This is a genomic window from Natrinema sp. 1APR25-10V2, assembly GCF_031626495.1.
Taxonomy (GTDB): Archaea; Halobacteriota; Halobacteria; order Halobacteriales; family Natrialbaceae; genus Natrinema.
Genome location: NZ_JAMQOJ010000002.1, coordinates 111,262 through 128,877, shown reverse-complemented (window position 1 = coordinate 128,877; position 17,616 = coordinate 111,262). Strand labels below are relative to the sequence as shown.

Sequence of the window (17,616 nt, the reverse complement as noted above, 5' to 3'; positions counted from 1 at the left end):
GGTCGTTGCTTTGTCATCGTGTCCCTGATTCGACCTCCGCAAGTCGATCCAGCCAAGAGCAGTCAACGCTCAAGGCTACGAATCGCAGTGAACGAAACCTCAGGCCGAAGCCATGTTTCGGCAGGTCTCTGCACATTCACGGAGGACATCTGCACAGACCTGACAGTGCTCTTCGTCGTGTTGCTCGCATTCGTCGGCACACTCCTCGCAAGCGTCAGCGGTGATCGCAGCGATGTCCGTTCTGTACCCCGAATCGCGGGCCATGAACCGAGCGTGCATAGTCACAAGATCAGCGACGTCTCGACAGAGTCGCAGACAGGTAGCCATCTCTTCACCTTCGCCAGCACACTCATCCGCACACCACTCGCAGGCCTGGGCGCATTCAAAGCAGCTATCGATACACTCCTGCATTTCCTCACTCTCGCTGACGTGGTCGATTTCTGTTAGTGCCATTTGCAGTCGGTCGCTTGCTGCCGATCCGTTTTGTTATCCACATCCATTGCTACACCGGCGAAATAGTGAGGTCCAAAACTCCGTTCGGGTATGGCAGGATGTCGAATCGGTGAGGCTCAGTTTGCAGCATATTACTGCTATTGAGAGATGGTTGGTCAACACGAGCTAACTGCCTCCGGACCGTAATACGGGATTGGGTTTGTTCTCGACGGGCCGATCACTGTATCGGTGATATCTCATGCCATGGATTGAGGAGGAGCAGACGTGGAACTCATAGCATGATCCACTCGGTCGTTCAGATGCTTAGCATTCCGTTTGTGATTATCGCCAGTACTGGGGCGGGGATATTTGCACTTCTCTTGTGGAGCATCTTCCGAAACTCGCCGTTTGGGACGGCGGTCGCCCTCCTCTCGCTCGGATTAGTAGTTTTGGCAGTATATCACGTTATGCTGTTCGCCACAGACCTCGACCCCATGGCCCTCCATGTGCTCCGAAGCGGAGCAAACACGGTTATTGCGATATTCCTCGGTCTGCTCGCACTCCGTCATCGTCAACTCCGACAGGATCGGCTGACAGGTGGAAAACCATGAACGGACCTACCACCTTTGTTTGGTATAATTTGGCAGTCGGGATCATCGTTGTTCTTGAATTATACTACCTTCTTTACTTCGAGACGGCAGCGACGGCATACCGGCAGTTCGTACTCACCACTATCAGCGGGTTAGGCCTTGCAGTGATCGGCGGACCGATCACCGAACTGATTGCACCGTCGCAGGTCCACCTTGTCCATGGGGTCGCCGCATTACTGGTCATCTTCGGACTCTATAACCCTATAACAAATAATGTTCGTACAGGGGATTGGTCTCGAGTATTATTGAGTGAGCCATCTCAGGTTCGCCAGCAAACTGAATGGATGGCGCCGATGGATGATGAAATTCTCAGTGTGTTTTACGACGCAAATTTGGTTCTCACCCCATCCATTATCGCATTCAATATTGGTTTCAGTCAGAAGGAGGTGAATCGTCGCCTGCTCGAATTAGAGGCACACGGCCTCATTGAGCGGGTCAAACGGGGCAAATATCAACTGACGGAACGGGGTGAGCAGTATCTTCATGGTCGACTCCACACTACTGCTTCAGAGCCGAATAATGAAGATAAGGTGTACCATTAGCATAATAAGAATGTGGAGTTTCTAGTGTTCTGCGCTACGATTGACGCCGTCGAACTGGGAGAACCGCAAGTGCGGTCAGATCCCAGAGGACGATTATCGTCTCGTAGTTGTCTGCTCGTCACGTATATTTTGCATCCCGCGATAGAGAATAGCCACACTCATCACTAGTGCACCTCCGAGAAGAAGCGTCAGACTGAGATTGTGCAGCAGTCTGATATCGTATGTGTGGCTAACGGTTTTACTTGCGACCGAAACGCTTCCAATGAGCAGCATGACGCCGAAGCTCGTTCTGAGTTCCGCATCATCGAGATACTCCGTCAGCAGAGACCCGACGCGGGTTCCAACCGTACTGCCGAGAAGCAAGGGAAGCAACATGGCAAAATGGATCGCCCCTCGCTGTCCGTACACGAACGCCCCATAGGCGCTGGAAATGGTAATCTGAAAGATATCCGTTCCGACCGCAACGGCTCCCGGCATCGCCAGGCCGTACATAAGTGCCGGCATCATCAGAAACCCGCCGCCGACGCCAAGGAAGCCAGAGAGGGTCCCGATCAGTACCGCGATTAGGGATACGGTCCAGAGTGAGACTTCCGTGCTTCCGCGGACGGAAACCATCGGCGGAACAGAGATCCGCTCGAGTAGAGGGGACTGATTCGCGAGGTCCGTCTCCTCTTCGAGCGCCGGGTGTCGTCCGTCACGGACGACGAATATGCCGATCACAGCGAGAAGTACGATATAGAGGACGCTCACCACGAGATCCGCGAGCCCGAAGCCGACGAGTACCAGGAGTGCTCGTTTCCCGATTTCGATACCAACCGTCGTCCCGACGATCAACAGAACACCGAGCCGATAGTCGATATGATCCAGATCACGATGAGAAAAAGTCGCGACGAGCGAGGTCCAAAATACGAACGCAAGGCCGGTCCCGACGGCAGTGGGCGCAGAATGACCGAGAACGAGTAGCGCAGGAGTGACGAAAAAGCTCCCGCCCATCCCGAAAAACCCGAAGAGAATTCCGACCGTCAAGCCGAACACGACGAACAACAAGACGAGTGGGATAGCTACTTCAAAAACGCTCATACGTTCACACACGGTCCCAGACACTACAATTGTTTCTCCTCTACCATTTTCCCGTAAAGCGGGCAAAACAGTAGGCGATGGCGGACGTACACTTCCTATGGCTCACGATCACCACGATTCGGAGCAAACAGTGAACAACCACGGACGTAATCCTCCTAAAGGGTATACCGATTCTGGAAGCCACGCACTCCCTGGTGGGCTGACCGTCGCTACGAACGGACTCCTGCTTAAACCATCTGAGACCCGAATCGATCCCGAAAAAACTCGGGAGTGGGCCTACCAGATACACGATGAAGAGGGAAATGTTGTCTCAGAGTTTGAAGAGACACACGACCAACTTGCTCACCTCATCCTTGTCCGTCGCGATCTGACGCGATTTCAGCATCTCCATCCGACACTGGCCGATGATGGAACGTGGTCAGTAGAATTTACCCTTCCCGATCCCGGCGTCTATCGGGCATTCGTCGATATCCGTGTAGATGGCCAGCCAACGACACTCGGTGTGGACCTGTTATCGTCGGGCCCGGCCCAGTACGACGCCCATCCCCGACCAATGCATGAGACCGAAGCAATGGGATACGAAGTTGAACTCACTCCAGAGAAGGTACCCCCTGGTGAGACGATCAGTATTGAATTCGAAGTACGTCAAGACGGACATGCCGCCTATCTTGAGTCATATCTTGGCGCACTCGGCCACCTTGTAGCGCTTCGTGACGGAGACCTCGCGTATCTCCATGTTCATCCCAAAGAGACGGACCCGGAAGATGGCATCATTCGATTCGCCGTCCAGTTCCCTACCGCCGGTCGATATCGGCTCTTTCTCCAGGCGAAGCCTGCCGGTGAGTTGATCACTACGTCTTTCGATGTCTACTCAGAGGAACGCTAGTACGGCACAGAGCTGATCTTTAGGATGAACGAGTCTTTGACGAAAAATGGAGGTCGGTTTGTATCGCGAAGGGTCTTGGCTTCAGATGTCCGTGAGTGGGCCGTCTTACTAGGTCTATCCGAGGATCGGGGAATATCGGATGCTCCAGTTGCCTCCGATAGACTCACAAATCGAGTCTGATCGCCAATGCTCTTTGGAGACACTGGTATCTCTTTCACGGTGCTACTGAAAGTTGGCAGGAGGCCACATCAACTCCTGCTGCAATCCCTCTTCATAACCACCTCATCGCGCTATTTCTTCGAAAACGAATCGTACCCGCGGTGAATCTGATCGTAGAGGCGCCCAAGTGATTACGAGGGAGGCGCTCAATGGGGAGTCATGCCTGAAGACGATCCGTGGTTTATCTACGGATCTCGGTTTCGTTCGGGTATACCGTAACCACCAGGATTGATCTCCGGTCGACGGGACTGGAGACAGTTCTCTGTCGATTTTCACATCTCCGATGCGTTTAAATCACCCTCTGCATAAGGCAATGAATTTATACTTGGCGTCAGAAGCAAGACTAATTCGACTCTAGTTGACATCCTCTCCGCCCTTCAGCGCGGGGAGGATGGCAAGATTGGTCGAAGCAAAATCGAGGGCGCCTGGTACGGTATCCAGTATCGCGATACAGAGTTCGGCAGAATTCGAGATGGATCATCAGTATCTTAGTATCCACCACCTCTAACCGGAGGAATAGGTGGCATTCTCCTCTGGTACGTCAGCTTCCACCTTTCGGGTGTGTTTTTCATCGTCGATAGCTACGCCATGATCCGGCTCGACAGACGGTCGGTTGCCGGCGCTTGAGACGAGCGCGCGACAGACGATCGACTGACGTGATCGTGGTCTGCAACCGTACTCCTGATCGTGGTGGTGCCGATCAGTCGTATTTGAACACGCGAGCCATTCCCCGCTCAAGGTGGTAGACGTTGTGGCAGTGGAACAGCCAGTCACCGGGGTTGTCCGCCAGGAAGTCGAACGTCACCTGGTCGCCGTGAGGTGCGACGAGAACAGTGTCCTTGATCGCATCGCCGACCTGGAAGAAGTGGCCATGGAGGTGCATTGGATGGATCGCCGGACTGCGGTTTACCATCCGTACGCGGACGTGGTCGCCCTCACTGATTTCGAGCGGGTCGGCGTCCGGGTACACCTCCCCGTCAATGGTCCACGCGTCGGCGTCGGCGCCACCCATCATCCCGCCCGACAGCGTGAGGTCGAACGTTCGGTCCGGCTCCCCGTCAAGATCCAGCGGCTCGAGCGCCCTGAGGTCGTCGTACTCGAGTTCCCGACCGCCGAACTGCGGCCCTTCGGCGGACTCGTCCTCGGACGCGTTTTCATACCGCAGTCTCGCCTCCGCGGGGTCCTCTTCGCCGACGACGGGTTCTGCGACGACGGCCCACTCGCCGGGGGAATCGGCCTCGAGGATCGCGTCGTAGCGCTCGCCCATGCTCATCACGAACGAATTCACTTCGATGGGTTCGACCGGTCGCCCGTCGGCGTGGGTGACGGTCAGCGAGTGGCCGCCGACGCCGACGCGATAGGTCGTGGCGCTGCTGGGGTTGATGAACCGTAGCCGGACGCGTTCGCCCGCTTGGACGTCGAACACCGGCGGGTCCGACGGAAGGCGGCCGTTGACGAGCAACCCCTCGTACGGCGGTCGCTGGCTCATCATCCGACTACCCGGCCCCATGCCGTCACCGGGCCCCATTCCATCGCCAGGTCCCACTCCGTCGCCCGGTCCTCGATCGCCGTCAGGTCCACCGTCACCGCCTGGTCCCATTCCATCGCCGTTTTCGCCTGGACCCATGCCGTCACCACCGGGACCCATTCCGTTACCCGGTCCGCGACCGCCACCCCGTCCATCGTCATCGCCGGAGCCCATCCTGTTTCCGTCCGCCCCCGGTCCGTCGCCGGGGCCCATTCCGTCACCGCCGCTCGGCGGAGCTTCGATCGAGTCGAGCGCCGGCTCCTTCCCGAGGTGATCGTCGATCTGCAGCGTGTACTCGCGGTCGTACTCGACGTGCGGCGACTCCTCCTCGACGATCAATGGTCCGTAGAGTCCCCTGTCGAGCTGCAGTCCGACGTGGCTGTGGTAGACGTACGTTCCCGCCGGCGACGCCGCGTACTCGTACTCGAACGTCTCGTCTGACGAGACGGGATCCTGCGTGACGTCCGGAACACCGTCCATCGGATTCGGCACGGGAACGCCGTGCCAGTGAATTGTCGTCCCCTCGGGCAACCCGTTCTCGAGCGAGACACGGAGCGTCTCTCCCTCGTTCACCCGGAGCTCCGGCCCGGGGAACTGCTCCTCGTACAGCCACGTCTCGACGCTCTCGTCCGCTCCGACGTCTACCTGCCCGCTCAAGGCGACCAGCGTTTCTTCCCGTGTGGCCCCGCCGTCGTCGTCCTGTGCAGTCCGCTCGAGGGTCGCCGACCCGATTCCGTTCGCGAGTCCCGAAATCCCGACCAGCGTCGCGCCGCCGATGCGCAACATCTGTCGCCGGAAGGCGGTCCGATTGTTATCGTCCATCACAGAATCGCCCACAATTGCAGTTAAAAATAACGGGCATTACAATTCATGGTACCCTCGATTGATGTCTGAGAAACGCAGCCTCGGCACGGCCGAAAACTACGTTCGAGCAGGCTGCCGAGACCGTCACTAGAGCATAGCGATCAGCAGGACAGTCTCCGGTCGGCGTCCACCGTTTCGTTCAGAAGTTCAGGAGAATTTGACAGAGACCATCGTATCAGTATGGTCGATGACCGCATGAAGAGTGCCAACGCAATTCGTTGCACCACCGAACATTGGGACGGTCGAGCGGAGGCGTTCTGGAGACATCGATAGTTCAGAAAGTTCGTCAGGTTATACGAACTTATGCTTGGTCGTCAGCGAGCGTGACGAGCTCTGCCTCCGATAACGGATCAATCTCTACCCGGGCATCTTCAGCTGTATAGAAGATCGATGCAGTGACAGTCCGATCACTGAACCAGTCTTCGAGGACGTGATAGTAGACGCTGAGCTGGATTCGATATTCGGACTCGGCGTGTCGACTGCGGTCTGTTTTGAAGTCGACGATCTCGACGGTGTCGTCCGTCACGTGAACCAGATCGATCACACCGGAGAGCGTGATCTGTTCATCGTCGACGGTGAGTGGAAGGTAGGCTCTCTCCTCAACGAGCAACTCTCCTGGAAGACTGTCGAGGAACGCCTCGATGTGTTTCTCATCGTCACTATCGGGAATGACGTCCTTGCCGAGCGCGTAGTCCTCGGCGAACTCGTGAACTTGCGATCCGAAATTCATCCCTCGTCCGCCTGATACACCCTCGAAGATGCTGTCGTCCATCAGCGAGTGCGGCGAATACCCCGCCGGCCCCGCTGGATCGGGAATGTCGACATCAAGTTGCGTCTGATCCGTCTCATCGACATTAACTGACGAAACGGCCGGCGCGAGTGATTCGACATCGACCGGTAACTCCTCGAGAAAGGTATTCGGTTCGTCGCCTCCTGCGAACAGGAGATGGGTTTCCGCCCGCGTCATTGCGACATAGAGGAGGCGCCGTTCCTCGTCGTGCTCGGTCGGCCGGCACTTGCGGAGGACATCGGCCCGCCAGTTATCGTAGACGTGCGGGTCACCATGGGCGTCAGCGTAGCACTTCCGCTGGCGAAGCCCGGTCGTCTCGGAGTAGGTGATTGTGCCTTCGGAGCCTCCGCCCGGCGGGAACTTCCCGCTGTTCATATTCCCGAGGATTACGATCGGATACTCGAGGCCTTTGACCGAGTGGATCGTCTGGACAGTGACCGAATCGGCGCCCGCAGCTGCCTGTACTTCCTCGGTGTATCCATCCTCGATCCCCTGTTCGATGATCCGAATCAGGTCTCCACGCGTCATCGTCGTCGACCCATGGATCGACTGGACTGTCGTGAGGACGACGTCCGCCGTCGCCCCGTCGTAGCCGTAGCGATCGAACACGCGCCGCGCGACCGCCGTGTGGGTCTCCAGTGTCGACAGTTCGGCGCGAAACGCCTCCATCTCGTCGGGATAGGCTCCGCGCTCGAGGATGGAATCGATCTCGTCGAGTGTATAGCCGGCTCGCTCAAGCACGACTGCCCAGCCCCGGTCGGCGTCCGACCCGTCTTCGAGGATACGCAGCCATGCGAGCAGAAGCTTCGCCTGGTCGGTCCGGAAAAGTTCGATCCCGCCCTCGTAGGCCATCGGGAACTCGTACGCTTCGGCCGTCGAGAGCAACTCCCGGCCGAAATCACGAGTTCGGGTGAGAACGGCGATATCCCCGTACGACGGCGGCCGCAACTCGCCGTCATCTTCGACCGCGTACTCGGCGTTATCGACGATCTCTTGGATCTTCGTGAGGATCGCCTCGTGCTCGTCGCTGTGCTGAATGGCTTCGATCCGCGAGTGATCGTGGTCGGTGGTCGCGGTCAGCGAGACGACGTCCTCGAGGACCGACTCCTGATCGACCGACTCGTTGCTGCTCCCTGGGGTCACGAGCGCGTGCTCGGAGAAGTCCAGGATCGGCTGCGTCGAGCGGTAGTTCCGCTCGAGTTCGATCGTCGTCACGGGTTCGAGCGGGAACGAGACCCGTTCGGCGTCGTCGTTCAATTCGCCGGCGAAGCGCTCCAACCGGGATTCGAACTCAGTGATGTTCTCGACCGCCGCGTACTGGAAGGAGTAGATGCTCTGTTTCCAGTCGCCGACGACGCAGAAATTTTCAGTTCTCGACAGGAGCAACGCGAGTTTGAACTGGATCTCGCTCGAGTCCTGGAACTCGTCGATCATCACGTACTCGAACGCGAGGTCCTCGCGGAGCCCGCTGTCCTCACAGCACAACACGAACGCGAACAGCTGGAGGAACGAGAAGTTCAGGTAGTTCCGTCCGAGCGCGAACTCGAGATACTCGAAGTAGACATCGTGGACGAACGCGATGAGGTGGTCGCGGTCCTCGGTGAAGACTCGTTCGGCGACATCCTCGGGGACGGCCTTCGAGCCGTACTCGCCGCGGAGCTCACTCCGATCAGGAGCGTCGGGCAGGTAGCACTTGTTCCTCCCGTAGCGACCGAGCCGCGAGCGGAGCGTTGACTGCTTGCTACCGCCGTTTCGCGGCTGATTCACCTCGTCGAACGCCTCCTTGAACGCCTCGAAATCTCCCTCGAGAGTCTCCCTGCCATTGCGATACCAGCCGTCTGCAGTCGGAAAGATCCCTTTCGACGCGAGATTGTTGAGCAGATCGAGCAGTTCGGTCGGATCGGAGAGACACCGGAGGAGGTCGGCGTACTCGTCGTGATCGTCGCTGAACCGATCGATGAACTCCTGAAAGTACTCCCCTTCGATGGTCTCGTTCTCGAGGATTCGCGTCGAGCTGGTGATTGCGTCGTCGATCCCGAGATAGGACGGCGCGTGGAAGCCGTGCTGATCGAGGATGTCGTTACACAGACTGTGGAACGTCTGGATCGGCGCGTCGTTGAGCGCCCGCATATCGTAGTCACACTCTGCGACGATCCGGTCTTTCATCTCCGTCGCCGCGTTGCGCGTGAACGTGATCAGGAGGATATCGTCAGGTTCGATGTCGGGCTGGGTAACAATATTCGCGTAGCGACGAGTCACCGTGAACGTCTTGCCAGTCCCGGCGCCGGCGTCGACGAGATATAGCCCGTCTGTGCTCTCGATGAGTTCCTGCTGCCGGTCGTTCGGTGACGGCGTCTCGGTTGCTGATCGCTCTTCGATCGGTGTCGTCATCGCTGCACCTCCGCGTCTTCAACCTCGGTCGTAGTCGAATTCTGTGAGGCGCTTCGAGCGGAGCGGGGGTCGGTAAGTAGCATATCGCGGTTGTCCACGTAGCGGTAGTTCGGTTCGCCGGCACGCCCCGCGACCGGGAACCGGTCCTCGCCGCGACGGTAGCGGTTCAATTCCTCGAGTTGCTCGTCGACGAAGCGTTCGAATGCATCGAGATCTTCCACAAAGTATCCCTCTTTTCGGTAGCTGCAGAGATGCCTGAACGCTTGCGTACAGCCCTTCCTGACGTACTTGTAGTCCCCAACGTCGTCGATCAGTCGTTCGAGGAGCGCCTCGCCGAAGGGGGAGTCGGCTATCTCGTCAGCATCCCGCGTTCTCGGAATGTCGTGGGTATCGAAGACGGACAGATACGTCTCGTAATCGGTCTTCGAGAACGTCTTGTTACAGGCGTTCGCGGCGTCTTCCCGAAGTTCGTCGAAGACCGTTTCGGATTGGACGAACTTGTCGAACGCGACCGGACGGTATGTCACTGTCGTCAAGCAGTCCTCGAGGGAGTCGTTGCCGGCAACGACGTCGTCGAGTGTTTCGAGGAAGTGGAAAAACGTGAACTCGAGGCGCTCGTCGGGCTGGTGCTGCCGCCAATACGTGAGGTAGCACAACGCCTGAAAGTCCGGCTTGTCACTCGGGTCGTCGATCGAGGCGTGTTTCGTGACCTGTGACGAGGCGTTTCGGCTCCCGCTCTTGAAATCGACTAACTGTGTCGATGACTGCACGAGGTCGATCTTCCCCTTGAGCCGAAGCTCGTCGTCTTCGAACCACCGTTCGGTCACCGGCGAGTCGACAGGTCGATCGAAGTATTCCGCGAAGAAATTCGCTCCCCAGCCGCTAGACGGCGTCAGGAACGCGGTGTCGACTAGCGCGTGTTCCTCGAGGTACTCGCAGATCGTCTCGAGGCCGATCCGATATCGCGTGCGCTGCGTCTCGAGGTCGATGCTCCGATGAAACGCACGCGTTTCCTCGATCATGATATCGACGACCTCCTCGAGACGCGCATCGTCGACGAACTCGGGATGATTGACGACGAACTCGGCGAAGTCGTGAAAGCGGTTCCCTTCGACGAAGTAGTGTCTGTCCGGTGTCTCTACGAGCCGTTCGAAGCAGTAATCCCGCGGCGAGTTCGCGTAGGTGTTCAGACTTGACTGACTGACCGTCTCAACGTGTTCGGGTTCGACGGCTGTCTCCAGCGGCACCCGGTCGAAGCCGTCACCGGTCGGCCGGTCCGTTCGCGCGTGACGGATCGACTCGAGATCGCTGAACCGTTCGTACTCGCTCTCGAGCAGTTCGTCGAAGTACAGACACGGCGTAACGGGTGAGCCACCGGCCGTATCCTGCACGAGATAATGCCGGTCGACACCGCTCTGGAGGAGCGACTGGAAGCCGTCGATGTTTCGCTCGTACTCCTCGTCGCGATCGACCCACGGCCGGTTCGGCGAGTCGTGGGTCCAGTTTTCGTCGAGTCCCAGATAGAAGACGACTGGCCGGTCGACGAACGACGCTGATTTCGCATCCGCCAGCAGGACCCCCTCGTTGTCCCGATCGATCGGTACCTCGTAGGTCTCCAGATAGAAGACGAGTCGATCGATCCCGTTGGCCGTGATCGGCTCCGCGAGTAGGCCGAGCTGATCGAGTTCCTTGCAGAACGCCTCGAGCGTTCGTCCCGTGCGTTCCTCGTACGCGTTCAGCGCTACTTCGAAGGTGAGTGCGTCCGCTTGCTCGGTAAACTCACGGAGCCATTCGATCTCGGGATCGTCGACGTCGGTGAGCCGCTTTTCGTCGTGCTCGACGGGCACTGTCGCATCGAGACACGAGAGCAGTGGCTTCACGGAGCGAACGCGGGTATCGGAGCCGGCCGTCGTACAGCGCAGCAACTGCACGAACGCACGGTGATCCCGATCGTCCATGAAGCCGGGGCCGCCGTAGTACGGAATTTCCGCCGTCTCGAGCGCCGACTCGATGAGTGGTGAATACTCGCTGCTCGCATCGAGGACGATCCCGATATCGTCCGCGTTGTCGCGCGTGACGGTGTCGAGAACCGCATCGACGATCGCCGCCGGCGACTCGAAGATCCGAAACGGCGGCAGTTCGAACCCGTCTTCGGTAAACCGGTCGACCGAATCGTACTCGGTGGGAAGAATCGAGCGTTCGAGGTTCGTCAATTGGGACTGGCCGACGACCGCGACCGACTCGTCTGCGCCGATGTCGATCTCATAGTCCGCGAGCAATCGTGAGGATGTCTGCAGCGAGCTAACGATGTCGACGACGGTTCTGGTCGCCGGCGTGTCGAACGCCTCGTACTCGAGGATTGCGTCGGCGGTCCCACGGTACTCCCAGCACTGGAGGACGTTGCCGACGGTGTAGGCTATTTCCTTCCAGCCCAGCTCGGTCCTGTCGATCACCTTGAGGAACGCAGTGCGGTCCTCCGCGGTCTCCCGGCGTCGCGTCGCGAGCCGTCGCGGTGTAATCGCGAACGGGCCGAAGTGGGCCCGCTCGAGGCGTCGATTGAGGGCGTCTGCGAGCGGTGAGTCAGGGACGATCACGAGGTCGTAGTCGGCGACCTCGTGATACAGCCGATCGATCGGTTTCGACTGCTTGAATGACACGATGCATAGCGTGTTCGATTACCGGACAATAAGTCTGTATGTCGGTATCTGTAACGTGAATGCAGCAGGATCTGCGCAGGACTCAGCAGTGTCATTGGGAAACTGTCATCTCTCGATAGTGAGCCGGTACCGGCCACCATCTTTCTGGATGAGCTGAGGTATCCCAGCCAGTTCACGCCCTGGAGTGCCATGTCTGGGTTTTGTGGCCCTTTAGCGGTGTCTTTTGAGTGATCTCTTCTTTAGTTGCTTGCTCTTCTACCTTGTCCCGTAGCGAACCAATTTCCTCCTAGAAGTCCTGCTTTAAGCGATAGGTGGGTGTTCCTTCACGGTCTGGATCGAGAGCCGCCTGTATGCGTTCACCATCCTCTCCAAGCTCTCTATCAAGACACTCAACGAATGTACCGTCTTCACTAAATGTCTCTTTGAGCTGCCGCTTAAGCTTTCCATCAGGACCGAGATGTTCGTCGAAAATCTGTGGTACCTCGCCGTCGGTTCCGAACTTAGCTTCGACTTCCCGCACTATCCGTTCGATTTCTTCTTCTAAGTCCCGCTTCATCTCGTTGAAAGACCGCTTTACAAACTCCTCTTCTTTCGAGGTTTCTGCTATTTCCATCGTGAGGATCCCGATCCGAAGCACACGGGTGATCATCTTCTGTCAACTCAATCTGTGGTGGTTGTTTCGTTGCCAATTTGCGACACACCCACACGGCAACCAGCAACGGTATATAATTCATCATCACACATTCATTTGATGACTCAATTATGTCAGAAATGTCGTCTGGAGTGGAAATTAGTGATAGACCTGGTGGTAGAGAACACTATCAACATCGACCTCAATACATCGAAGTCGATCGCCGCTATCCACCGCACTGATCTCCTCTAATAGATCGATTGCATGCCCGGTACGGGATTCGATATTCGACCCAATCCGACTATAGCCGAGTTGACGTGCCGTCTCGAGGACGAGATCCTCTCTAGATATCTCCAACCCATTGTCGAGAATAACGTATGCCGCTTTCGCGATTTCTTCGATCGGGATTTCCTCGATGTTCCGCTTGTCACCACCATTCGCTACGCGAACAGTGATCGATTCATCCGGGCTATCCGGCCAAAGGAAGCCATCGTGATCATGTAATTGCTGACCGTGTAACTCTCGGGTCGTGCTTTCCAGCGACCGACGAATACGTTTACCCAATCTGTTAATTCCCCACCCATCCAGAAGAACCCGGTATGCCTGTTCCTCCTCGATCGGCCCGTATTCGTCGACCAACTCCGAGAGGTTCGACCGTATTCGGTGATCAATCAAATCATCAAAACTCTCTACCGGTCTCGCGTCGGTTGTCGGGGCTTGATACGGAACGAAGTCCGGATGGCCGCCGTCGTGCTTCGGATTTTCGGTCGTCTCGGCGTCGACAGGATCTACCTCGATATCCACGGACGATTCGGGACGGTCGCCTTCCGTCATTGAGTCGACCTTCTCACGGATTTTCCGTAGTTCTCCGTCTTCGTTTGAGGCCCAGTCCGGTGACCAGATACGATGGATCGTCCATCCGAGGTTTTCAAGGACCATCTGGCGAGTTCGATCGCGATCACGAGCGGTCCGCGAGGAGTGATAGGCAGCGCCATCACACTCGATTCCGAGGATAAATTCTCCCGGTCGCTCGGGATGCTTGATCGCAAGGTCGATGCTATAGCCCGAGCTCTGGACTTGCGTAACGACGTCGTATCCTTCGTCTTCCAGAGCCGTGTACACGGCCTCTTCGAAGGAAGAGTCGAATTCGAGCGTTTCGGTAATCTCGTCGTCTCGGATCAGTACGCGATCTCCTTTCTTGGCGTACTTGAGATATTTTTTGAAGTCCACGACGCCCCGTGCGTCTGTCCCACTGGTATCGATCTCACTCGGTTGGATCGACGAAACGACGATGACCCGTTCCTTCGCTCGTGTGACCGCGACGTTGAGCCGGCGTTCGCCGCCATCGTTGTTGAGGGGGCCGAAGTTCATCGAGAGCTTTCCGGCGTCGTCTGGCCCGTAGCCCACGCTAAACAACATTACGTCGCGTTCGTCCCCTTGGACCGACTCGAGGTTCTTTACGAAGAACCCCTCAACTGCGTCGTCCTCGTCGATAAATCGATCGAGAGTTGGGCTCTGTTTTCGCCGCTTCTCGATGGTATCGCGAATCGCCTGCTCTTGGGCCGCGCTAAACGCGACGACACCCAGACTTTTGTCTGGATATTCCGACGCGTGTTCGACGATTCGATCGACGACTTGCTCGGCTTCAGGGATGTTCTGGCGGGATCCACCTCGGTCGTAGAGCCCATCCTCGCAATAGTCGAATTCGACGCCTGTCGGCGTCTCTGGCTCGTTCTCGGGGAAAGTACGAAGCCGGCCCGCGTAGTACTTCTGATTGGAGAACTCGATGAGTTCGTCCGTCCGGCTTCGGTAGTGCCATCGTAGGTGTTTCTCTGGTAGGACAGCCGCAGCCTCGTCGAGAATGCTCTCGAGATCCTCACGAACCTCGTCGTCGCTCTCGACGGAGGCATTAAAGAAATTAGTCGGCGGTAGCTGTTTCGTGTCGCCGACGATTATGGCCTGGTCTGCTCGAATCAGACTACTAACCGCGTCGTGTGGCATGATCTGCGACGCCTCGTCGAAGATAACGACATCGAAGTCGATGGAGGTCGTCTTGAGATACTGGGCGACCGCCAACGGACTCATCATAAAGCAGGGTTTGAGACGGGTGATCATGTCACCTGCCTCGTCGAAGAGTTGACGCAACGGTTTGCGATTCCGTTGTTTTTCGATCTCCCGACGAAGGAGTACTTGTTGTGAACTACTGGCGTGCTCGAGCGACATAGTCGGCCGTCGGCTGGTCACTCGATGCTGGATCTCGACTTTCGCTAACTCCTGCTGTTTCTTGTCTAATCGCCGGAATTCGTCTAGTCGCTTCTCTTGTTGAGTTGCGCTAAAGTTACCGAGCTCTGTCTCGTTATAGACTGCGTTGATCCAATCAGTGTAGAATTGGCGCTCGAAGGCGTCGACGAGCCGATCAGGGGAATGATCTGCCGTAACGTACTCGGATACGAATTCCCCGGCAAATGCCCCTTTTGCTTCTTCGAATCTCTGTGTGAATCGGATCCAATCTTTAAGACAACCTATCTGATCCTCGAACGTAGCGAGTTGGGAATCTGTCTCCGCTATAGAAGCGGCGTAAAGACTCGATCCATCCTCCGTAATCACAGAGTCGACATCTATCGATTCACGGAAGAACTCGGATGTCTCTTCCCACTCCGTTAGGAGATCCCTCGCGGTATCCAATAGGTCCGCGACTTCGAGTGAATCGTTCGTGAGAAGGTTTTGAATTCGTTCGGTATCGATTGAGTCGATCGATTTTACGTTCTGGACCCACGATCGAACCGCTTCGAGCTGCTCCCAATCGGTATCGGTTCCTTCGTATAGATATCCGATTTGGTCGATCAGAGATTCGTATTCCCGACGCTCTTCCTTAGCCGTCTGTAGTTCCGCTAGGTCCTTCGCGTCCGATCGAAGTTCGTCGATTCCTGGAGAGTAGCTCGAAACGCCGTGTTCGAGGATCCGCTGTTTGAGTCGTCTATACGACGGGCTAACGTACCGGAGGATGCCATAGTTACTTAACTCTCGAGAAAGCTCTTGACCGTCCTCCGATAGATAACTGCGATCGTATGTTTTGAGGAGACTATCTTCGAGTTCACCGATCCGAACACATCGCTCTTTCAAATCCGTTAGCTGACGCTCTGATCGATAAAAGTCCGTTTCGAAGTACCGGGGTTGCCATTCGATGTCTGGCCGATTGGCGAGTAACTCGAGCGTCGTAACGATATCGTCGAATTGATCGATCGACTCGATACGAAGGCCTAACTTGTCATTTAGCCGTTCCGAGAGCGCCGCAATATCGTCTAGAACCTGTCGCTGGGATTTGATCGACTCACGCATCCGATCAGCGGTGTCGACCTGCCAGTTCGTGATCGTCGTATGACGCCAAGGATGCGAATCATATTCTTCGATCTCCGTTTCAAATTCCTCAAGTTGCTCCAGCTGATCGATTGTCTGATCGTATTCGGCGTCTGTAACTGCAAGCGGATCATCGAGTGACCACGACGTACGTGGGGCGTCGTCGACAGTTGAGAGTACACCATGTGCTTCATAGGGGGTAACCGATCTAGCGCCGATGTCTCGGTGTATTAGGTCCCCGTACTCGTTGAGTTCCTCGCGTCGTTTCCTGAGTTTCCCGAGCTGTTGGGCTCTCTCGCGTGGCTCTTTGACCGTCGAGGCGTTAAGTTCCGTTTCTAAACTACTCAGAATATCGTCTTTGGTCGCCTTTTGACCGTGTGCGGACAGACAGAACCGCCCGAGTCCGACCTCCTCCATTCGGCTCTTAACGACATCGAGCGCTGCTTGCTTCTCACTGACAAACAAAACTCGCTCTCCGGCAGCGAGTTTCTCCGCGAGAATGTTTGCGATCGTCTGGCTCTTCCCCGTCCCGGGTGGGCCTTGGAGTACGAAACTGACGCCAGACTTCGCCGCCTCGATGGCTTCTTGTTGGCTCGAATCCGCCTCGAGAACTTGGTACGTATCGACCGGATCAACTTGTTTGTCGAGCGTGTCCGCAGTAGGGACGTTACCGATATCGGTATTAAGAACGGATTGATCACCATTGAGCGCCCGAATAATCGGATTCGATTTTATTGCTTTACGATTCTCCTCGAGGTCGTTGTAGAGGCTCAACTTGGCGAAATCGAAGATTCCGAGGACAATGTCGTCGGTGATTTGCCATCGATCTCTCCCATCGATAATTGATTCAATCTCGGCGGCCGTATCGACGAGATCGTCAAGTCCGAACGTTTCGTTGTTGGGTAACGAAATCCCGAACTCGCTCGCCAATTTCTTCCGTAAGGCCGGATTGATGATCACCTCGTCGTCGGACGTGATGACGTAGTCGTGGCGATTCGGATCAGATACGGTCTCTCGATCGATTGAGACAGAAGCGAGAAATAGAGGAGACCGTAGTTTCGTATCGCTGTAATCGACACTAAACCACTCGAACATCCCGAGCGCAAGATAAAGCGAGTCTACACCCTTCTCCTGTAGGTGTTTCCGCTGGTTAAGCGAGATATTATAGAGGGAATTTTCGACTTCGTCCGGCTCACGAGTCGGAATAAGTTCGGTCTCATCCGAGGATTCGGGGACGAGTTCGATGTCGGTTTCGTCCGAATCCGAGAGAACACGTGGCCGGTAGACGTAGAGGGTATCGTTATCGGCTAATCGCCCAACTACCGTCCGCCAACTCGTCGCCTGCGTCGGGAGCGACTTCGTTTTGGTCGCGCTGAAGTCGACCATGTTGTTTCGACGTGTCAGGTCGAGCAACTGTTCTTTCCAACTGTCTATCTTCTTATCAAGCTGGCTCCCACCCATATTTACACCACATCCACTAGCTGCAGAATAACAGTCACCTGCATTACCATTAGACTGAGTAGTGACTGGAACTGATCGGTTATAAATATGATCATCTCGAAATAGATTCAGTATTAGATAGGTATTAT

10 protein-coding genes are annotated in these 17,616 nt (G+C 56.4%); 3 read left to right on the top strand and 7 right to left on the bottom strand.

Going from position 1 to position 17,616, the window contains the following annotated elements; all coding sequences use genetic code 11:
* Positions 1-99 precede the first annotated feature (99 nt).
* Positions 100-453 (bottom strand): four-helix bundle copper-binding protein, encoded by a 354-nt coding sequence (locus NDO75_RS06390; RefSeq protein WP_310905310.1) that lies wholly within the window; start codon positions 451-453, stop codon positions 100-102.
* Positions 454-731: 278 nt separating this feature from the next.
* On the opposite strand from NDO75_RS06390, the gene NDO75_RS06385 reads away from it, so the two are divergent.
* On the top strand, positions 732-1,043 hold the full coding sequence (locus NDO75_RS06385; RefSeq protein WP_310905309.1) for a hypothetical protein: 312 nt from the start codon (positions 732-734) through the stop codon (positions 1,041-1,043).
* Positions 1,040-1,624 carry a winged-helix domain-containing protein gene (locus tag NDO75_RS06380; protein WP_310905308.1) on the top strand — a complete coding sequence of 195 codons (585 nt, stop codon included), beginning with the start codon at positions 1,040-1,042 and terminating at the stop codon, positions 1,622-1,624. The genes NDO75_RS06385 and NDO75_RS06380 overlap by 4 nt, the downstream gene beginning before the upstream one ends.
* A 93-nt stretch (positions 1,625-1,717) precedes the next feature.
* Here the strand turns inward: NDO75_RS06380 and NDO75_RS06375 are convergent, their stop codons facing one another.
* Entirely contained in the window at positions 1,718-2,704 is a 987-nt protein-coding gene (locus NDO75_RS06375) for a sulfite exporter TauE/SafE family protein (RefSeq protein WP_310905307.1), read from the bottom strand.
* A gap of 97 nt (positions 2,705-2,801) precedes the next feature.
* On the opposite strand from NDO75_RS06375, the gene NDO75_RS06370 reads away from it, so the two are divergent.
* Entirely contained in the window at positions 2,802-3,590 is a 789-nt protein-coding gene (locus tag NDO75_RS06370) for a hypothetical protein (protein WP_310905306.1), read from the top strand.
* A gap of 919 nt (positions 3,591-4,509) precedes the next feature.
* On the opposite strand, the gene NDO75_RS06365 is transcribed toward NDO75_RS06370, so the two are convergent.
* From NDO75_RS06365 to NDO75_RS06345, 5 genes are all read right to left on the bottom strand, one after another.
* Positions 4,510-6,159 (bottom strand): multicopper oxidase family protein, encoded by a 1,650-nt coding sequence (locus tag NDO75_RS06365; RefSeq protein WP_310905305.1) that lies wholly within the window; start codon positions 6,157-6,159, stop codon positions 4,510-4,512.
* Positions 6,160-6,502: 343 nt separating this feature from the next.
* Entirely contained in the window at positions 6,503-9,382 is a 2,880-nt protein-coding gene (locus NDO75_RS06360) for an ATP-dependent DNA helicase (RefSeq protein WP_310905304.1), read from the bottom strand.
* Positions 9,379-12,039 (bottom strand): PD-(D/E)XK nuclease family protein, encoded by a 2,661-nt coding sequence (locus NDO75_RS06355; protein ID WP_310905303.1) that lies wholly within the window; start codon positions 12,037-12,039, stop codon positions 9,379-9,381. The genes NDO75_RS06360 and NDO75_RS06355 overlap by 4 nt, the downstream gene beginning before the upstream one ends.
* A gap of 286 nt (positions 12,040-12,325) precedes the next feature.
* Positions 12,326-12,688 carry a hypothetical protein gene (locus NDO75_RS06350; protein WP_310905302.1) on the bottom strand — a complete coding sequence of 121 codons (363 nt, stop codon included), beginning with the start codon at positions 12,686-12,688 and terminating at the stop codon, positions 12,326-12,328.
* Between the two features lie 141 nt (positions 12,689-12,829).
* The gene (locus NDO75_RS06345; protein ID WP_310905301.1) at positions 12,830-17,488 is read right to left on the bottom strand and encodes a DUF4011 domain-containing protein; all 4,659 of its coding nucleotides are present in this window, start codon (positions 17,486-17,488) and stop codon (positions 12,830-12,832) included.
* Between the last annotated feature and the right edge of the window lie 128 nt (positions 17,489-17,616).

What these genes read in the sequence shown, in the direction of transcription:
- NDO75_RS06390 (WP_310905310.1), bottom strand. Translation starts at nt 453, where the DNA reads ATGGCACTAACAGAAATCGACCACGTCAGCGAGAGTGAGGAAATGCAG.
- NDO75_RS06385 (WP_310905309.1), top strand. Translation starts at nt 732, where the DNA reads ATGATCCACTCGGTCGTTCAGATGCTTAGCATTCCGTTTGTGATTATC.
- NDO75_RS06380 (WP_310905308.1), top strand. Translation starts at nt 1,040, where the DNA reads ATGAACGGACCTACCACCTTTGTTTGGTATAATTTGGCAGTCGGGATC.
- NDO75_RS06375 (WP_310905307.1), bottom strand. Translation starts at nt 2,704, where the DNA reads ATGAGCGTTTTTGAAGTAGCTATCCCACTCGTCTTGTTGTTCGTCGTG.
- NDO75_RS06370 (WP_310905306.1), top strand. Translation starts at nt 2,802, where the DNA reads ATGGCTCACGATCACCACGATTCGGAGCAAACAGTGAACAACCACGGA.
- NDO75_RS06365 (WP_310905305.1), bottom strand. Translation starts at nt 6,159, where the DNA reads ATGGACGATAACAATCGGACCGCCTTCCGGCGACAGATGTTGCGCATC.
- NDO75_RS06360 (WP_310905304.1), bottom strand. Translation starts at nt 9,382, where the DNA reads ATGACGACACCGATCGAAGAGCGATCAGCAACCGAGACGCCGTCACCG.
- NDO75_RS06350 (WP_310905302.1), bottom strand. Translation starts at nt 12,688, where the DNA reads ATGATCACCCGTGTGCTTCGGATCGGGATCCTCACGATGGAAATAGCA.
- NDO75_RS06345 (WP_310905301.1), bottom strand. Translation starts at nt 17,488, where the DNA reads ATGGGTGGGAGCCAGCTTGATAAGAAGATAGACAGTTGGAAAGAACAG.